The organism is Rhodococcus sp. NJ-530 (genome assembly GCF_003860625.1).
In the GTDB taxonomy this organism is placed as follows: domain Bacteria; phylum Actinomycetota; class Actinomycetes; order Mycobacteriales; family Mycobacteriaceae; genus Rhodococcus_F; species Rhodococcus_F qingshengii.
In genome coordinates this window covers 1,616,073-1,633,721 of sequence record NZ_CP034152.1, presented here as the reverse complement: position 1 = coordinate 1,633,721, position 17,649 = coordinate 1,616,073, and the positions used below count along the sequence as shown (strand labels likewise).

The following is a 17,649-nucleotide window of genomic DNA, read 5'->3' as shown; positions in this document are numbered from 1 at the left end:
CTGGAATACCTTTTTCCAATGACCACCACGTCCCACGTCGACGGCGGCACTCTGCCACCGATCCCGGCTGTCTCCGAGAATCCGAATCATCAACGTCGCTGGCTGGTGCTCTGCATCGTCGCGTTCGCTCAACTCATGGTGGTGCTCGACGGCACCATCGTTTCCATCGCCCTACCGGCAGCCCAGGAAGAACTGGGCATCAGCGACCTTGACCGCGCGTGGGTGGTCACGTCGTACGCCTTGGCGTTCGGTGCGCTGCTGCTCCTCGGCGGACGTATCGCCGACTACTGGGGCCGCAAGCGCTCCTTCATCGTCGGCATGGCGGGCTTCGCGGTTGCCTCCGGCATCGGCGGCATCGCGCAGAGCGGTATCGAACTGTTCATCGCCCGCGCCGGCCAGGGCGTCTTCGCAGCACTGCTCGCGCCCGCCGCGCTGTCGATGCTCACCACCACCTTCATCGGAGAGAAGGAGCGCGCCAAGGCTTTTGCCGTCTACGGCGCGATCTCCGGCGGTGGCGCTGCTATCGGCCTTCTCCTCGGTGGAGTGCTGACGCAGTACGTCGACTGGCGCTGGTGCCTGCTCGTCAACATCCCGATCGCGCTGATCGCCATCGCTGCGGCCGTCCCGATCGTCAAGGAAACCAAAGCGCACGGCGACACGAGCTACGACCTTCCCGGCGCTGTCCTCATCGCCCTGGGGCTCGGCTCACTGGTCTACGGATTCACACGCGCCGAGCACGGCTGGGGTCAGGCGGACACTTTGCTGTTCATCGCACTGGGTCTGGTCTTCCTCGCGATCTTCGTGGTCGTCGAGAGCCGCAGCAAGAATCCGCTTCTACCGCTGAGCGTTCCGTGCCATCGCGATCGCGGCGCTGCTCTGATCGGCTCCATGCTGGTGGGCGCCGCCCTGCTCGGCGGCACGTTGTACCTGACGTTCTACCTGCAGATCGTGCTCGGATTCAGCCCGGTCATGGCCGGCGTCGGATCGCTGCCGATGGCGTTCTTCATCGTCTTGGCGTCGACCATCGCAGCGCAGTTGTCCACCAAGATCGGCCCCAAGCCGCTCATGGTCGCCGGCCCGCTGGTGGCAGCAGTAGGACTGCTCATGCTGACCCAGATCGAGGTACACAGCTCCTACTGGACGCACGTGTTCCCCGGCCTCGCGATCTTCGGCTTCGGACTGGGTCTGCTGATGGTGCCGATGCAGAACCTCGCACTGATCGGTGTCCCCGACCACGACGCCGGCGCTGCCAGTGCCCTGGTCAACGCCACCCTGCAGATCGGCGGCGCACTCGGAACCGCACTGTTCACCACGATCTACGCTTCGGCAAAGTCGGCCTTCACCGCCGACAACGCGGCGCCGATCCCGCCGGAAGGCATTCCTGTCGACATGTCGAACGCGACCATCCCGACTGGTGACCAATTGGCGCTACTCCCCCAGCCGGTGCAGGACTTCGTCGCCTCGATGACGGACTACTTCTTCGGCGCCGAGGTATCCGGATACTCGGCCGCATTCGGTTGGGCGGCAATCCTGTTGGCGATCATCGCACCGGTAGTGCTGGTGCTGGTCCGCGCCAAGAAGGGTGATCTGCCCGCCGAGGGTGCAGTCCACATGGGGTAACCCCCCTGTGCGCCTTTATTAACCGCCCGCGGTTAATAAAGGCGCACAGCAGGTCAGGCCTTCCTCAACACCTCAGCCACCGGAGTGCTGCTGCGGCCGATCAACTTCTGTAGGTCACCCGACTCGGTGTCCAACGCCCCCTTGGCAATTGCAGCATCGGAATCGGCGAGGATCTGCGCAACAGGTGCAGGCAGTCCGACGCTCTCGAGAATGCCTTCGTATGCCTGCTCGTCCACGAACTGGTACGCGACAGGCTTGCCGGCAAACTCGCTGATCTTCTCGGCCAATTCGGCGTAGGTGAGCCTCTCGTCACCGCCCAACTCGTACACTGCACCTTCGTGGCCATCGGTGGTCGCGACTACTGCTGCGGCGTCGGCGTAATCCGCACGCGCCGCAGCCGCGATCTTGCCTTCCGCTCCCGCACCGACCAGTGCGCCGCGTTCGATCACACCGGCCAGGTCGTTGGTGAAGTTCTCCCAGTACCAACCGTTGCGCAACAGCGCGAACGGAATACCGCTCCGAGTGAGCACGTCCTCGGTCGCCTTGTGCTCGGCAGCAAGCTTCATCGGCGTGTCCTGAGCATTCAAGATGCTCGTGTAGGCGATGAATACGACGCCGGCAGCCTTCGCCGCGTCGATGATGTTGGTGTGTTGCGCGAGCCGTGACCCCACTTCACTTCCCGAGATCAGCACCAGCTTGTCGACGCCCGCCAATGCGGTTTCCAACGCCGAGGCATCGGCGTAGTCCGCTTGGCGTACAACTACTCCGCGGGCGGCGAGGCTTTCCGCCTTCTGTGGATTGCGGACCACTGCGACGATGTCGGACGCGGCGGTTCCCCGCTCGATCAACGACTCGACTACCAGTTGTCCGAGGTTTCCGGTTGCGCCGGTGACTGCAATGCTCATACGAACTCCCGATCCAGGTTGAAGCGTAAATGCGTTCTGCAACCATCATGCACTTATTTTTCGTAAGTGCAACACGGAGAGTTAGCGCTATCGGATCGTGCAGTAGTAGCCTGGGTTCATGACCAGCACCGACTCACCTTCACGTGCTGCCCAGACTCCTGATCCGAATGCCGACGTCGTGGACCCAACCCTCGAGGCTGACGTCTTCGCTCGCGGATGCAACTCTCGGGCGGCATTGCAGAATGCAACCGGACGCTGGGGCGCACTCGCGCTGGCGGCATTGAACGAGGGCCCGTACCGGTTCAGTGCCCTGCGCCGACGCGTCGACGGAGTCAGCGAGCGCATGCTCTCACAGACCCTGCAAACACTCGAGCGGGATGGCCTCGTGCACCGTGAGGTACTCGAAACCATCCCGCCCAAAGTGGAATACAGCCTGACCGAACTCGGCGCCGACGTCGCCGCAAAGATCACGGCCCTGATCGAACTACTCGAATCGCAGGTGCCGAAAATCGTTGCGTCACAAGCGTCGTACGACGCCCGGAATCAGCTCAACTTGTCCGAAAGCTGAGCGATGAACTCGTCGAATGCGTAGGGAACGCTCAGCACCGTCGGAGCGGACGTAGCCATCGCGTAGTCCATTCCGACCAGACGAACCAGACGGCCGTTCGACACCGAGGTCATGTTCGCGAACGGACCGAAGGACATCAGCTTGTCCAGGTTGGTGCCGTCGGCGTCGACGAGAATGAAGACGTCGGCGTCGAGTGTGTCGATGGATTCCATGCCCACGGACACCGAACTGTCGCCGGAAGTGCACACTGCGTCGACACCGGGCGAGGTCTTCACCCCGAGCTGGCCGAGAAGACGGATCCGCGGGTCGGTGCCGCAGAAGACGATCAGGCCCTCGTCGGTGCGCATTGCATACGTTGCGGTTTTGCCCTGGAACTGTGGGTGATCAGCGGCCTGCTTCTCGAAGTACGCCCCGGTCTCGTCGATCAGCGTCTGAGCCTGCTCCGGCTGTCCGAGCGCTGCACCGATCATGCTCATCTGCTTGTCCCACGCCGTATCCCACGGCTGGTCGGGGAACGCGACGGTCGGCGCGATGTCACTGAGGCGCTTGTACTCGCCCTCGTCGATGCCGGAGTAGACGGCGAGGATCACGTCGGGATCGAGCCCGAGGATCTGCTCGAACGGGATATCGGGATTGGTCGTCATGAGAACGGGCTTGGCACCGTTCAGACGCGAAGCGTCCCAGGGCAGGATGTTGTTCTCGATGCCGTCGCCGGAGAAGCTCTCCATGGCGACCGGAACCTTGTTCAGTGCGATCACCGCATCCTGGCCACTCCATCCGATGGTCACGATGCGCATAGGCTCCGCGTCGATCGTCGTCGAACCGTAGGCGTGGTCGACGGTCACGGGGAACGCCCCCGCCTCGGCGGCACCCGAAGCTTCGGTGTCCGATCCGGAGTGACCTGAGGTTCCACAGGCGGAGAGCGTCAGCGCGACGCAAGCCGCGAGCAGTACGGAACGAGTTTTCATGAGTGGTCCTTCGAAAGCCGAATGGTCGACTCGGGACGCTAATGCGTTGCGCGCCTACACCCCGACTCGAAGGCCTCAGATGGCGGTTTCGCAACACAACTCGACACAAAAGACGAAAAACCCCGTGTGCCTTTCCGGTAGTGCGAACTACCGAAAAGGCGCACGGGGCCGAAGGCCCTGCCGTCAGAAGTTGATCATGTGGCCTGCGAGGCCGTGGATCGCTTCCTGCAGTGCCTCACTGAGTGTGGGGTGGGTGTGGACGTTGCGTGCCAACTCGTTGACCGTGAGGTCCCACTTCTGGGCCAAGGTCAGCTCGGGCAGCAGTTCCGAAACGTCCGGCCCGATGAGGTGCCCGCCGAGCAGTTCGCCGTACTTCTTGTCGGCGATCAGCTTGACGAAACCGGTCGGGTCACCGAGACCGTGTGCCTTGCCGTTGGCAGCGAACGGGAAGTTCGCGACCTTGACGTCGTAGCCCTCGGCCTTGGCCTGCTCCTCGGTCAAACCGAACGAGGCGACCTGCGGCTGGCAGAACGTCGCACGCGGCATCATCCGGTAGTCACCGAGTGTCTGCGTCTCCGCGCCGCCGATGGTCTCGGCAGCGACGACAGCCTGAGCTTCCGCGACGTGCGCGAGCTGCAGTTTGGCGGTGACGTCACCGATGGCGAAGATGTGCGGGACGTTGGTGCGCATGTAGTCGTCGATCGCGATGGCGCCGCGATCGGTCAACGCGACACCGGTGTTCTCGAGACCGAAGCCCTCCACGCGCGGTGCGAAGCCGACGGACTGCAGAACCTTGTCGACGACCACGGTCTCGATCTCGCCGGACTTGTTGTCCTTGATCGAGACGGTGACCTTGCTGCCGTCGTCGCTGATGGACTGCACAGCGGCACCGGTCTTGATGGTGACGCCGAGCTTCTTGTACTGCTTGGCGATTTCCTTCGAGACGTCGGCGTCCTCGTTGGGCAGTGCCCGATCGAGGAACTCGACGATCGTGACGTCGACGCCGTAGTTCTTGAGGACGTAACCGAACTCCATGCCGATCGCGCCGGCACCGACGATGAGGATCGAACCCGGAAGGTCACGGGTGAGGATCTGCTCTTCGTAGGTCACGACGTTCTCGCTCAGCGAGGTGCCGGGCAGCAGCTTGGTGTACGAACCCGTCGCGATGATCGCGTTGTCGAACGTGATCGTCTCGGTGCCACCCTTGCTCAGCTCCACGCTGATGGTGTTGGCGTCGACGAACGTGCCCTTGCCGTCGTACTCCGGGATCTTGTTCTTCTTCATCAAGAAGTGAATGCCCTTGACTCGCCCGTCCGCGACCTTGCGGCTGCGATCGAAAGCGGAGCCGAAATCGAAGGACACGTCTCCGGACATGCCGAACGTCTTCGCTTCTTTCGTGAAGATGTGCGCGAGTTCGGCGTTACGGAGAAGCGCCTTGGACGGAATGCAGCCGACATTCAGGCATACACCGCCCCAGTACTTCTGCTCGATGATGGCGGTGCTCAGGCCCAGTTGTGCCGCGCGGATAGCAGCGACGTACCCACCGGGGCCGGCTCCGAGGACAACGACGTCATAGTGTGAGGTCACGATTCACCAGGGTAGTCCTGCATCGTTTCGCTGTCCCCAGATGGTCGTATTACCCGTCGGTAGCCCACACTTCTCGGGCAACTCGGGCGAAATTTCCGCCGTACACGGCCTCGATCGACGGCTCGTCGAAGCCCCGCTCACGCAATACCTGATCAAGTGTCAGCACCTCCTCCGGAGGAGTCCACTGCAGTGGCCCCCACGCGGTGTACGCCTCGGAGAACGACGACGGGTTCTGCTCGATCTCTTCGCGGAAGTCGTCGGCGTCGAAGGAGAAGTCGGAGCCGATCCCGACATGATCGATGCCGACGAGTCCCACAGCCTCTTCGATGTGGTCGGCCATCGCGGACAGCCGAGCCTGGTCGTCATCCGGTCCGTTGACGCCGAGGAATATGCCCACGCCGTTGACCCCGATTACGCCGCCGGTCTCCGCACACGCTCTGGCCTGATCGTCGGTGATGTTGCGCGGATGCTCCCACAACCTTCGGAGGTTCGAGTGGCTGTAGATCATTGCTCGCTGGGTGATAGCTGAGATGTCCAACCCCGTCTGTACCGAACAATGTGAGCCGTCGACCGTCATTCCGACGCGATTCATCTCGGCAACCAGGTCACGGCCGTATCCACTCAACCCCGTGTCCGCCAGGTCCAAGCAGCCGCAGCCGGCAGCGTTCATGTAGTTATACGTCGGCAACATCGAGCGGACTCCGAGGTCGTAGAAGTACGAGACGTTGGCCAGGTCTCCCTCCAGCGGATTCGAGTCCTCCAGGTCGAAGGCCAGGGCGATTCCGCCGGACTCCTGAATCTCGACGACGCCGTCGACGCTGAAGACAGGGGTGATCTCCGGGAACTCGACCCGCGCCTGCCACGCGAAACTCTTGGCGATTGCCGTCGAGTCCGCGCGAGTCTGCGGCGAGTAACCGACGTTCACCGAAACGTAACTCCCCGCTGGGCGCTGATATCGGAGAAGATCTTCGACAGACGCGTTCGACTGCAGAGGTAGGCAACAATGTTGTTCCCATAGTGGATATGTCCGGTTCACTCACTAATCCCGTCGATGATCAGGGAAATTCACCTGAAACTGGTCGTACGTTCAGCAAATCTCTGGTTCACTGGCGGATAACGCACCGATGCGGTAGAACTTACAAGACTCACACGCCCTGTACCTATCGACAGAGCATGTACCCAGCATGAATTCCCGTACGGGAACAGCAACAAAGGACCGTTCACTCCTGGGCGGATTCGAAGGAATTTTAGGTGGAGGTTTCTGAACGTATGCGTGCTCGCACTTTCAAGCGTGGCCGTCTGGTCGCCGCTGTAGCCGCAGTATCCGTGCTGCCGATGCTGATCAGCCCTGCAGTGTCGTCCGCAGGCGGAGATCCGTCGACCACCACGGCAACTGTTGCCAAGGCAAACACAACGGGTTCCAAGCTCTCGAGCCGCACGGACAACGGGCGCATCGCCACCATCAAGGTGTACTCCCCTTCCATGGAACGCGATATTCCGCTCGAGGTCATCCTCCCGGCAGACGGCAGCGAACCCCGCCCGACCCTCTACCTGCTCAACGGTGCAGGCGGCGGCGAAGACCGGGCGACGTGGCAGCGTCAGACCGACGTCAACGAGTTCTTCGCTGACAAGAACGTCAACGTCGTCACCCCGCTCGAAGGTGCATTCAGCTACTACACCGACTGGGTGAACGACGACCCGTCCCTCGGCCGTCAGAAGTGGCAGACGTTCCTGACCCAGGAACTCCCGCCCGTCATCGACGCCGAGTTCAACACCAACGGCGTCCAGTCGATCTCCGCGATCTCGATGACCGCGACCTCGGTCCTCAACCTCGCCATCGCAGCTCCGGGCCTCTACAAGGGCGTCGGTGCATACAGCGGATGCGCCGAGACCAGCACACCGGTCGGCCAGTCCTCCATCGAACTGGTTGTGGGCATGCGCGGCGACGCTGACGTGACCAACATGTGGGGCCCCCTCGACGGCCAGGGCTGGATCGACAACGACCCCGTCGTCAACGCCGAGAAGCTCCGCGGCACCGAGCTCTTCATCTCCACCGGCTCCGGACTCCCCGGCCCGCACGACACCCTGAACAACGAGGCGATCAACGGACAGGTCGGCACACTCGCCAACCAGGTGATCGTCGGCGGCGTCATCGAGGCAGCAGTCAACTACTGCACCCACAACCTCGCCTACCGCCTCAACGATCTCAAGATCCCGGCCACCTTCGACTTCAAGCCGACCGGCACCCACTCGTGGGGCTACTGGGAAGACGATCTCCACAACTCCTGGCCGATGCTCGCTCGTTCGATGGGCATCTGACCGAAATCGTTCCGACTCGACCCCGCTCCCTGCACTTCCGGGAGCGGGGTCGAGTGCTTGTCTGGGCCGATTCGGGGGTTAATTCGGGGGTTAATTCCGGGGCCAATTCAATTGTCAGGCAATCGAATCGCGTCACTTTCTGCGCCCGCTCTGCTTTACTGACACATAACAAAAAGTGAACCTGTTCCAGTAAGGGCTCACAGGCACTTCGATCCGTTCCGGATCCGAAGACATTCAGGTGGAGGATCCGAACGTATGCGTGCTCGAATTTTCAAGCGTGGCAGTGTGATCGCAGCTCTCGCAGTGGCCACGGTGCTGCCGATGCTGATCAGTCCGGCGACAGCTTCTGCGGGCGGTGACACGTCCGGATCGCACGTCGTGAGCAACACCAAGACCGGCGACCGCAAGGTCACCATCTCGGTTTTCTCCCCGGCGATGGATCGCAACATCCCGCTCGAGGTCATCCTCCCCGCAGACAACAGCGAACCCCGCCCGACGCTCTACCTGCTCAACGGTGCAGGCGGCGGCGAAGACTCGGCGACCTGGCAACGCAAGACCGACGTCATGAACTTCTTCCAGGACAAGAACGTCAACGTCGTCACTCCACTCGAAGGCGCGTTCAGCTATTACACCGACTGGGTGAACGACGATCCGGTTCTCGGTCGCCAGAAGTGGCAGACGTTCCTCACCAAGGAACTCCCGCCCGTCATCGACGCCGAGTTCAACACCAACAAGGTCCAGTCGATCTCCGCGATCTCCATGACCGCGACCTCGGTCCTCAACCTCGCCATCGCGGCTCCCGGCCTCTACAAGGGCGTCGGGGCGTACAGCGGATGCGCTGAGACCAGCACCCCCGTCGGTCAGAGTGCGATCGAACTTGTCACAGGTACCCGCGGTGGAGCTGACATCACCAACATGTGGGGCCCGCTCGACGGTCAGGGATGGAAGGACAACGATCCGGTCCTCAACGCCGAGAAGCTCCGCGGCACCGAGCTCTACGTCTCCACCGGCTCGGGACTCCCCGGTCCACACGACACTCTCGCCAATCCCGCGATCAACGGTCAGGTCGGTGCGCTCGCCAACCAGGCAATCGTCGGCGGCGTCATCGAGGCAGCGGTCAACTACTGCACCCACAACCTCGCCTACCGCCTGAGCGATCTGAAGATCCCGGCCACCTTCGACTTCAAGCCGACCGGCACCCACTCGTGGGGCTACTGGCAGGACGATCTCCACAACTCCTGGCCGATGCTCGCTCACTCCCTGGGCGTCTGACCCGATTCGTTCTCACTCGACCCCGCTCCAGTGTTTCGGGAGCGGGGTCGAGTGCTGTCGGGAGCGAGCAGTAAGAATGGACGTATGACTTCCGATCAGCAGCCCACCACCGGCGACGACCCCTACCTCTGGCTCGAAGACGTGACCGGTGAGTCTGCACTCGATTGGGTCCGTCAGCACAATGCCGTGACCGAGGAGCAGCTCACCGACAACGAGCGCTTCGATCGACTACAGAGCGACGTGCGCGAGATCCTCGATACCGACGCGCGAATCCCCTACGTCCGCCGTCGAGGTGAGTTCCTCTACAACTTCTGGCGCGACAGCACCCACGTTCGCGGATTGTGGCGACGCACGACGTTCGATCAGTACGTCACCGACGACCCGGAATGGGACGTCCTGGTCGACCTCGACGCCCTGGCCGAGGCCGAGGGCGAGAACTGGGTCTGGAAGGGCACGCAACTTCTACGGCCACACCGCAACCGTGCATTGATCAGCCTCTCCCGCGGCGGGGCAGACGCGGCGGTCGTTCGCGAGTTCGACATCGACAAGCGCGAGTTCCTCGCTCCCGAGGGCGAGAATCCCGGCTTCTACCTTCCCGAGGCCAAGACCGACATCGACTGGATCGACATCGATACCGTCTACGTCGGAACGGATATCGGACCGGGGTCGCTCACCGATTCCGGATATCCCCGTCTGGCCCAGCGGTGGAAGCGCGGCACTCCCCTCTCCAGCGCCGAGACCGTCTACGAGGGCCAGGCCACGGACGTGGCCATCTCGGCTTCGCACGATCCGACGCCCGGGTTCGAACGGGACTTCGTCACTCGCTCGGTCGATTTCTACAACTCTCAGCATTTCGAAGTTCGCCCCGACGGTGAACTGGTGCTCGTGGACGTCCCCGAGGACGCCGGGATCTCGATTCACCACGAGTGGTTGTTGATCCGCACCAAGTCCGTGTGGGCCGTCGAGGACACCGAATATCCGACCGGCGCACTGCTTGCCATCCGTTACGACGATTTCCTTGCCGGCTCACGAGCACTGACATCGATCTTCGAACCCGACGCACATTCCTCGCTCGAGCACTACACCTGGACACGCGATCATCTGATTCTGGTGGTCCTGACCGACGTGCGCACGACGCTGCGAATCCTGACGCCGGGCGAAAACGGCTGGGAGGATCGACCTTTCGAAGGGCTTCCAGAACTGACCAGTATCGAAATTCTCGACACCGACCCTGATGTCAGCAACGAGTACTTCGTCAATTCGAGTGGATACACCTCCCCTGCAACTCTTTTGCACGGCGTGATCGGCGAAACCGAACCCACTGCCCTCAAGCAGGCTCCCGCGTTCTTCGACGCCGAGGGCATCACCACGGAGCAGTTCTTCGCCACCTCTGCCGACGGCACCCAAGTTCCGTACTTCGTGGTGCGCAGTCCGCGTAGCGAGCCCGGCCCTACCCTGCTCTACGGGTACGGCGGATTCGAGATCTCGCTGACACCGTCGTACAGCGGTTCTCTGGGCCGTGCCTGGCTGACGCAGGGCGGAACCTATGTGGTTGCGAACATTCGTGGTGGCGGCGAGTACGGACCCGGTTGGCACACACAGGTTCTCAAGGCCGGGCGCCACAAGGTGCACGAAGACTTCGCTGCCGTCGCGAGAGACCTCGTCGATCGCGGAATCACGACCCCGGATCTTCTGGCAGCTCAGGGCGGTAGCAACGGCGGCCTGCTGATGGGCATCATGCTGACCAAGTACCCCGAACTCTTCGGCGCCATCGTCTGCCAGGTCCCGCTGCTGGACATGCGCCGATTCCATCTCCTGCTGGCCGGCGCGTCCTGGATGGCCGAATACGGTGACCCCGATGTCCCGGAGGAGTGGGCATTCATCTCGGAGTACTCGCCGTATCAGAACATCGACGCCGCCGCGTCGTACCCACCGATCCTGATCGCGACGTCCACCCGCGACGACCGCGTCCACCCCGCGCATGCCCGCAAGATGGCTGCAAGGCTGGAAGAGGTCGGCAAGCCGGTGCTGTATTTCGAGAACATCGAGGGTGGCCACGGCGGCGCCGCGGACAATGCTCAGCTGGCCTTCAAGACTGCGCTGACCTACGAGTTCCTCTGGCAGAAACTCGGCTGATCTTTCAGCGGTCGCGTAACCACGCGACGACGCGCTCGCTCACAGCGGTGGGATTGCGTATCCAACCGTTGTGACCGAGTGGTTCGTCGATGTGCTTCATCGTCACTTGGGCCCCGGAGAGCTTGTCCACCAGGTTCTTTGCCGACCGGCGTGGAGCGAGATCGTCCCCTTCGATCGTGATCGACAGAACCGGCAAGGTCAGGCGAGCGATCCGCTCCTCGTAGTCGATATCCGCACCGACGGGTTCCATGCGACCGGTCCTGGCGAACCGTGCCCAATCGGTGATCAGTACTTTCGACTGTCGACCGAAGCCGCCGACGTTGACCCGGTCTCCCGGCCAGAAGCCGGCGATGTTGGCTGTCACCGACATCGCGGACGAACCCAGATAGAGTCCGGGCGCACGGATTCCGGGGAATCCGCGGTGATACGGCGATCCGGAGGCAACCAGGATCAGTCCGCCGAGCCGGCCCCGAATCCTCGACGCGTACATGACCCCGATCTGGCCGCCCATGCTGTGCCCCATCAGAAATGGTGTGCTGGCCGGAAACCGCTCACGCACCACCTCGAACGTCGCCGGACAATCGATCGAGACCAGTTCCTGATATCCGAAAACACTCGACGCGCTCGGGCGCGGTTTGCTGTCACCTTGGCCACGCAGTTCACCGATGGCCGCATTGAAGCCGGCTTCGACCAGGGCCTGCGCCACCGGATCGTAGAACCCGGCGGGAACTCCGAGCCCGGGCAACATCACCACCACGGGTGCGTCGTCGTTCGGTCCGGGAAACAGACGGACCGGGGTCACGGTGCCGTCGGGGAGTTGGATCGGTACGGTCTCCATTCAACTCACACTAACCACCCACGCCGCGGATGGGCAGAGCCCACGCGCCGACTATTCGAGGCTTCCCACGATCAGCGGATCCGGAGTACCCACGATCTCGTAATCCTTGTTGTCGTAATCGAACTGACTGAGCACGTGACGCATCGCGTTTATCCGCGCGCGTTTCTTGTCATTGCTCTTGATGACGGTCCACGGAGCGGTGTCGGTATCGGTGAACCGGATCATCTCTTCCTTCGCCGCCGTGTACGCATCCCACTTGTCCAGAGAAGCGATGTCCATCGGCGAAAGCTTCCACTGCCGAACGGGATCGACCTGTCTGATCGCGAACCGCGTGCGCTGCTCCAGCGGGGAAACCGAGAACCAGAACTTGATCAAGCTGATGCCGTCGTCGACGAGCATCTGCTCGAACAACGGCACCTGGCGCAGAAATCGCTCATGCTCCTCGTCGGTGCAGAAACCCATGACCCGCTCGACCCCGGCCCGGTTGTACCAAGATCGATCGAACATCACCAGTTCCCCGGCGGCGGGAAGGTGCTGCACGTAGCGCTGGAAGTACCACTGCGTCGACTCGCGAGCCGACGGCTTCTCCAATGCGACGACCCGTGCGCCGCGAGGATTGAGGTGCTCCATGAATCGTTTGATCGTTCCGCCCTTGCCGGCAGCGTCGCGTCCTTCGAACACGATGGCGTGCCGTGCGCCGGTTTCCTTCGACCAGTTCTGCAGCTTGAGGAGTTCGATCTGCAGCAGACGCTTGGACATTTCGTACTCGTCCCGAGGCATCCGTGCGTCGTACGGGTAGCCCTCCCGCCAGGTGTCGACCTCGAAACCGTCCGGCGACGTCAGCAGCACCGGATCGTCGTCGTCATTGTCGTCGACGGTGAAGGCGGCGGTGTCGGCCAGATCGACGGCGGTCGAGAGATCCGCGAAGGCGCTGAGGAACGGTCGGCGTTCTGCTAAATCGGTCACCGCCGACAAGTTAGTCTCCCGCAGCAACTGTTCGGTGAAGCTGGGATGAACTACCGGGGTATGACACGGCGGCCTCAAAAGATCAGGGTGCAGATGGGGGTCGTCCCCGATGGTGCGCGGTGCCATCTCGCTTCAGAATTGAAGCATGACATTCGAAAGCAACACACCTCGCCCCTTCACCCGTTCCAACGACAAGAAAATGTTCGCCGGAGTGTGCGGCGGAATTGCAGATTACTTCGGCGCCGACGTCAATCTTGTCCGTCTACTCGCCGTTATCGCCGCTATTTGCACGGGCGGAACCGCGGCTTTGGTATATCTCGCCGCCTGGATGCTCATGCCGTTAGGTTGAGGATTCCGGCACCTGACATGGCGAGAATTACGCGCCGACAAAAGGTATTTCGGGGCCTACGCGCCAACACGAGCAGGCCCCGAAATCAACAATCTACTTGGCGGCCTTCAACTCTCCACCGCTGAGCGCAGCGAGGGCCTCGAGACCCTTGACGGCCAGGCCACTGACGCTGCCCAACCCCTGACCGATGATCGCACCGACTGAGCCGGCAGCGTCCATGACAGATCCTTCAAGCATGACGTTCTCCTTTAGATGTTCAGTGGTTCACTTGGGACGAGCAAATGACGCCGATCAGAAAACTCAGGGAACGACAGGCGGCGTAAAGCTGAGGGTGTCGAGAGATCCGAAGATTCCACCGGCGGTGTCAGCCAGTGAACCGAAGAGGTTTGCACCGACATTGTCCAATCCCAGCAGCATTGTCAGCAAAGCCTGCATCGGTGCACCGTCCCCATTCGGACCACCGAGAATATCCATCAACGAACCCATGTTCAGCTCCTCGCGTAGGTGATTCTTTTTACCGTCGGTGACGATTATCGAACCAGTCCGGCGGTAGACACTCGACGTGTCGACAGTCACATTAATCCGCGAGATAACGACTCGACACCACTACGGACAATTACCTTAATTAGGATGAATTCGACAGAAATTTCCCGAACACAAATCGTCGATTCACCACAAGTTCCGACGCAAGTTGCACTTTATCGTTCGACTACCTCACGATTTTGGTCAGAAACTGCCTGCAAAAGCGTCGTGAACCCCACCCGCAACAATTCGACGTAGTGCTCGATATCCGGCATCGTCTCTTGCGAGACGATGACATTGAGCGTCAGAGAACCTCCACGCGCAGCAATGAGGAAGTGGCGCAGAATGTCTCCGTCGACCGGCGCCTGCCCGCCGAGAACTGCCACCGCCGGCGCACCTTCGAAAACATTGCCGTCGACTGATACCGGGACATTGCTGATCGTCGTGTTCTGAATGACCTTGTGCGAAGGGTCCAGCTTGTTGAGCCGACGCGAGAGACCGGTGAGTCTGAGCAGAGCCGCAGGCGAAGTTTCGATGCGCGTGCCGTAACGACGGACGGCTGGGTGTGAACTCCGCCCTTTGGCCCTCAGCGCCGAATCTCTGATTCGTGTCAGCCGCTCGACCGGATCTTCGACGTCTGTGTGCAGATCGACCGTCAACAGCGCCAGTTGGTTGGCCGACTCCCATTCGGCTATCTTCCGCATCGATCGGGGAACCATCGCCGCCAACCCACTGGCCGATTTCTCGCCCTTCTCCGACAGGTATGCGTCGAGAGCACCGGCGACGACGGTCAGGAAGATGTCGTTGACCGTCACGCCCGGAACGGCCGCTCGGATCGCCTTGATGTCTGGGCCGTCCAGCGTCAGGAAATCGATCGTGATGTCTCCGCCCAGCACGCCGTTGAATCGGGTCGGTAGGCGGTCGGCCGAGTACGTAGGCAGCTCTCCGGCCTCTTCCGCCTCCCGAACCGTCTCGGCCGCAACCTTTGTCACGGACAGACCCCGGCCGAAACGGATCGCCTGGCCGGGCAGACCCACGACCGTGCGCCCGATCAAATCCAGCGACGAAAGCCCCGAACCGGCACGCTTCGTCTCCGGTTTCGGCGGACCGGAGAACAGAAGGTTGGTCAGATCGCGGATCGCCAGACCGTCACCGGCCCCGTGGTGGGTCTTGAGCATGATCAGCGTCAGATTGCCCGGTAGCTCGTCGATCCCGTGCACGCCGGTCATGACGTGCAACTCCCAAGGCGGCCGGGACAGGTCCATCGGCTCCCCGAGCGAGCGCCCGAGCAATTCACGAACCGGCGCCCACCCGGCAACAGGGGCACGATGGACGTGCACGTGATCATCGACGTCGAAATCGGCCGGGACCCAATAGGGATAGTCCAGATCCAGCGGAACTCGCTGGAGCCGACTCGTGAACAGTGGCCAGTACCCGAATCTTTCGGTGATCCACCGAACCGCGTCGTCGTGCGTCATCTCTGCGAGCGGATGGCCCGTCGTGTCGAAGAAGTAGGCGCAGACCATGTGGCTCAGATGTCCGCCGGACTCGTTGTAGACGAACTCCGCGTCTCGCGGTCCCATCTGAGATACCGCGGCTGGCAACGAGTTCCGAAAGATCATGCATGCCCCTCAATTCCGACGCTGAACGAATGTCCGAATTGTAGCGAGCTGACATGCAGATCCTCTGGGTTCTGCTCGGAATCGTTGGGTGTCACCAAATCCAGCAATCGGAGAAGGTGCCTGCGATTCCGATCGATCAGGAGGCAACCTCTTGGTTAGGTGAATCCGCAGTCTGCATCGCGGCTGCCGCTGCCAAGTCATCGAAACTTGCCTCCTCCGCACGAGCAAAAGCCCGGCCCACCGAATGGTGGGCCGGGCTCCAGGAGCTAGGTGGAGATGGACTCAGAAGTCCATGCCGCCCATGCCGCCGGTCGGATCGCCTGCAGGCGCCCCGGCCTTCTCGGGCTTGTCAGCGACAACGGCTTCGGTCGTCAGGAACAGAGCCGCGATGGACGCTGCGTTCTGCAGTGCCGAGCGGGTGACCTTGACCGGGTCGTTGATGCCTGCAGCGAGCAGGTCGCCGTACTCGTTGGTCGCAGCGTTGAGGCCGTGACCTGCGGGCAGGTTGGAGACCTTGTCCGCAACAACGCCGGGCTCGAGGCCTGCGTTGAATGCGATCTGCTTGAGCGGAGCGGACAGTGCAACGCGAACGATGTTCGCGCCGGTTGCCTCGTCACCTTCGAGCTTGAGGTCGTCCAGTGCGGGAGCTGCCTGGAGAAGTGCAACGCCACCACCGGCGACGATGCCCTCTTCGACGGCTGCCTTTGCGTTACGCACTGCATCTTCGATGCGGTGCTTGCGCTCCTTGAGCTCGACCTCGGTAGCAGCGCCGGCCTTGATGACTGCAACGCCGCCGGCCAGCTTGGCCAGACGTTCCTGCAGCTTCTCACGGTCGTAATCCGAGTCGCTGTTCTCGATCTCGGCGCGGATCTGGCTGACACGACCGGCGATTGCGTCGGCGTCGCCGGCACCCTCGACGATGGTGGTCTCGTCCTTGGTGATGACGACCTTGCGTGCCTGGCCGAGGAGCTCGAGGCCTGCGGTCTCCAAGGAGAGTCCGACCTCTTCGCTGATGACCTCGCCACCGGTGAGGATGGCGATGTCGGCGAGCTGAGCCTTACGACGGTCACCGAAGCCGGGAGCCTTGACGGCAACAGACTTGAAGGTGCCACGGATCTTGTTGACCACGAGGGTGGAGAGAGCTTCGCCCTCGACGTCCTCGGCGATGATCAGGAGCGGCTTGCCGGACTGGATGACCTTCTCCAGCAGGGGCAGCAGGTCCTTGACCGTGGAGATCTTGGAGCTGACGAGCAGGATGTACGCGTCTTCGAGGACGGCTTCCTGACGCTCTGCATCGGTGGCGAAGTACGCCGAGATGTAGCCCTTGTCGAAGCGCATGCCCTCGGTGAGCTCGAGCTGCAGGCCGAAGGTGTTGGACTCCTCGACCGTGATGACGCCTTCCTTGCCGACCTTGTCCATAGCCTCGGCGATGAGCTCACCGATGGACGGGTCGCCGGCGGAAATACCGGCGGTAGCAGCGATCTGCTCCTTGGTGTCGATCTCCTTGGCGGTCTCGAGCAGGCGAGCTGTGACAGCCTCGACAGCCTTCTCGATGCCGCGCTTGAGGCCGAGCGGGTTCGCGCCGGCTGCGACGTTGCGCAGGCCTTCACGGACCAGAGCCTGTGCGAGAACGGTAGCGGTGGTGGTGCCGTCGCCAGCGACGTCGTCAGTCTTCTTGGCGACCTCCTTGACGAGCTCGGCGCCGATCTTCTCGTACGGGTCGTCGAGTTCGATCTCCTTGGCGATGGAAACACCATCGTTGGTGATCGTGGGGGCGCCCCACTTCTTTTCGAGAACGACGTTGCGACCCTTGGGGCCCAACGTCACCTTGACAGCGTCGGCGAGGGCGTTGAGGCCTCGCTCGAGGCCACGACGTGCCTCTTCGTCGAACGCGATGATCTTTGCCATTGCGAAGTGATCCTCCGGATAGGGGGTGACACACAAGGTGACCGCTCGTCGGGTCACCTCATCGGCACA

General features: G+C 62.1%; 16 protein-coding genes. 6 read left to right on the top strand and 10 right to left on the bottom strand.

Going from position 1 to position 17,649, the window contains the following annotated elements:
* The first annotated feature begins 18 nt into the window (after window positions 1-18).
* Window positions 19-1,620 (top strand): MFS transporter, encoded by a 1,602-nt coding sequence (locus EHW12_RS07600; protein WP_125050462.1) that lies wholly within the window; start codon window positions 19-21, stop codon window positions 1,618-1,620.
* Between the two features lie 53 nt (window positions 1,621-1,673).
* Here EHW12_RS07600 and EHW12_RS07595 read toward each other — a convergent pair whose 3' ends face one another.
* On the bottom strand, window positions 1,674-2,525 hold the full coding sequence (locus tag EHW12_RS07595; RefSeq protein WP_125050461.1) for an SDR family oxidoreductase: 852 nt from the start codon (window positions 2,523-2,525) through the stop codon (window positions 1,674-1,676).
* Between the two features lie 118 nt (window positions 2,526-2,643).
* Between EHW12_RS07595 and EHW12_RS07590 the strand changes: the two genes are divergently transcribed.
* Window positions 2,644-3,093, top strand: a complete 450-nt coding sequence (locus EHW12_RS07590) for a helix-turn-helix domain-containing protein (protein ID WP_007735410.1) — start codon at window positions 2,644-2,646, stop codon at window positions 3,091-3,093.
* Here EHW12_RS07590 and EHW12_RS07585 read toward each other — a convergent pair.
* The 3 genes from EHW12_RS07585 to EHW12_RS07575 form a co-directional block, all read right to left on the bottom strand.
* Window positions 3,069-4,061, bottom strand: coding sequence for an iron-siderophore ABC transporter substrate-binding protein (locus EHW12_RS07585; protein WP_003941550.1), 993 nt, complete (start codon window positions 4,059-4,061; stop codon window positions 3,069-3,071). The two genes, EHW12_RS07590 and EHW12_RS07585, sit on opposite strands and share 25 nt — an antisense overlap.
* A gap of 183 nt (window positions 4,062-4,244) precedes the next feature.
* Window positions 4,245-5,648 (bottom strand): dihydrolipoyl dehydrogenase, encoded by a 1,404-nt coding sequence (gene lpdA, locus EHW12_RS07580; RefSeq protein ID WP_003941477.1) that lies wholly within the window; start codon window positions 5,646-5,648, stop codon window positions 4,245-4,247.
* Between the two features lie 49 nt (window positions 5,649-5,697).
* Window positions 5,698-6,684: a membrane dipeptidase gene (locus EHW12_RS07575; RefSeq protein ID WP_125050460.1), complete on the bottom strand. Its 987-nt coding sequence runs from the start codon at window positions 6,682-6,684 to the stop codon at window positions 5,698-5,700.
* A 233-nt stretch (window positions 6,685-6,917) separates the two neighbouring features.
* Between EHW12_RS07575 and EHW12_RS07570 the strand changes: the two genes are divergently transcribed.
* The 3 genes from EHW12_RS07570 to EHW12_RS07560 all read left to right on the top strand — a co-directional run bounded on the left by EHW12_RS07570 (window position 6,918) and on the right by EHW12_RS07560 (window position 11,375).
* The gene (locus tag EHW12_RS07570; protein WP_007733735.1) at window positions 6,918-7,967 is read left to right on the top strand and encodes an alpha/beta hydrolase family protein; all 1,050 of its coding nucleotides are present in this window, start codon (window positions 6,918-6,920) and stop codon (window positions 7,965-7,967) included.
* A 255-nt stretch (window positions 7,968-8,222) separates the two neighbouring features.
* Entirely contained in the window at window positions 8,223-9,239 is a 1,017-nt protein-coding gene (locus EHW12_RS07565) for an alpha/beta hydrolase family protein (protein WP_007733734.1), read from the top strand.
* Between the two features lie 84 nt (window positions 9,240-9,323).
* Window positions 9,324-11,375 carry a prolyl oligopeptidase family serine peptidase gene (locus EHW12_RS07560; RefSeq protein ID WP_125050459.1) on the top strand — a complete coding sequence of 684 codons (2,052 nt, stop codon included), beginning with the start codon at window positions 9,324-9,326 and terminating at the stop codon, window positions 11,373-11,375.
* Window positions 11,376-11,379: 4 nt separating this feature from the next.
* On the opposite strand, the gene EHW12_RS07555 is transcribed toward EHW12_RS07560, so the two are convergent.
* Window positions 11,380-12,213: an alpha/beta fold hydrolase gene (locus tag EHW12_RS07555; protein WP_125050458.1), complete on the bottom strand. Its 834-nt coding sequence runs from the start codon at window positions 12,211-12,213 to the stop codon at window positions 11,380-11,382.
* A gap of 51 nt (window positions 12,214-12,264) precedes the next feature.
* A complete protein-coding gene (ppk2, locus tag EHW12_RS07550) occupies window positions 12,265-13,179 on the bottom strand; it encodes a polyphosphate kinase 2 (RefSeq protein WP_024487730.1) in 915 nt (304 codons plus the stop codon).
* 145 nt (window positions 13,180-13,324) lie between these two features.
* On the opposite strand from ppk2, the gene EHW12_RS07545 reads away from it, so the two are divergent.
* Window positions 13,325-13,528 carry a PspC domain-containing protein gene (locus EHW12_RS07545; protein WP_003941534.1) on the top strand — a complete coding sequence of 68 codons (204 nt, stop codon included), beginning with the start codon at window positions 13,325-13,327 and terminating at the stop codon, window positions 13,526-13,528.
* Window positions 13,529-13,621: 93 nt separating this feature from the next.
* On the opposite strand, the gene EHW12_RS34570 is transcribed toward EHW12_RS07545, so the two are convergent.
* The 4 genes from EHW12_RS34570 to groL all read right to left on the bottom strand — a co-directional run bounded on the left by EHW12_RS34570 (window position 13,622) and on the right by groL (window position 17,580).
* Window positions 13,622-13,765: a hypothetical protein gene (locus tag EHW12_RS34570; protein ID WP_003941503.1), complete on the bottom strand. Its 144-nt coding sequence runs from the start codon at window positions 13,763-13,765 to the stop codon at window positions 13,622-13,624.
* 63 nt (window positions 13,766-13,828) lie between these two features.
* Window positions 13,829-14,014: a hypothetical protein gene (locus tag EHW12_RS07540; RefSeq protein WP_223304379.1), complete on the bottom strand. Its 186-nt coding sequence runs from the start codon at window positions 14,012-14,014 to the stop codon at window positions 13,829-13,831.
* Between the two features lie 212 nt (window positions 14,015-14,226).
* On the bottom strand, window positions 14,227-15,672 hold the full coding sequence (locus EHW12_RS07535; protein ID WP_125050457.1) for a wax ester/triacylglycerol synthase domain-containing protein: 1,446 nt from the start codon (window positions 15,670-15,672) through the stop codon (window positions 14,227-14,229).
* A 282-nt stretch (window positions 15,673-15,954) separates the two neighbouring features.
* Entirely contained in the window at window positions 15,955-17,580 is a 1,626-nt protein-coding gene (groL, locus tag EHW12_RS07530) for a chaperonin GroEL (RefSeq protein WP_003941476.1), read from the bottom strand.
* Window positions 17,581-17,649: the final 69 nt, after the last annotated feature.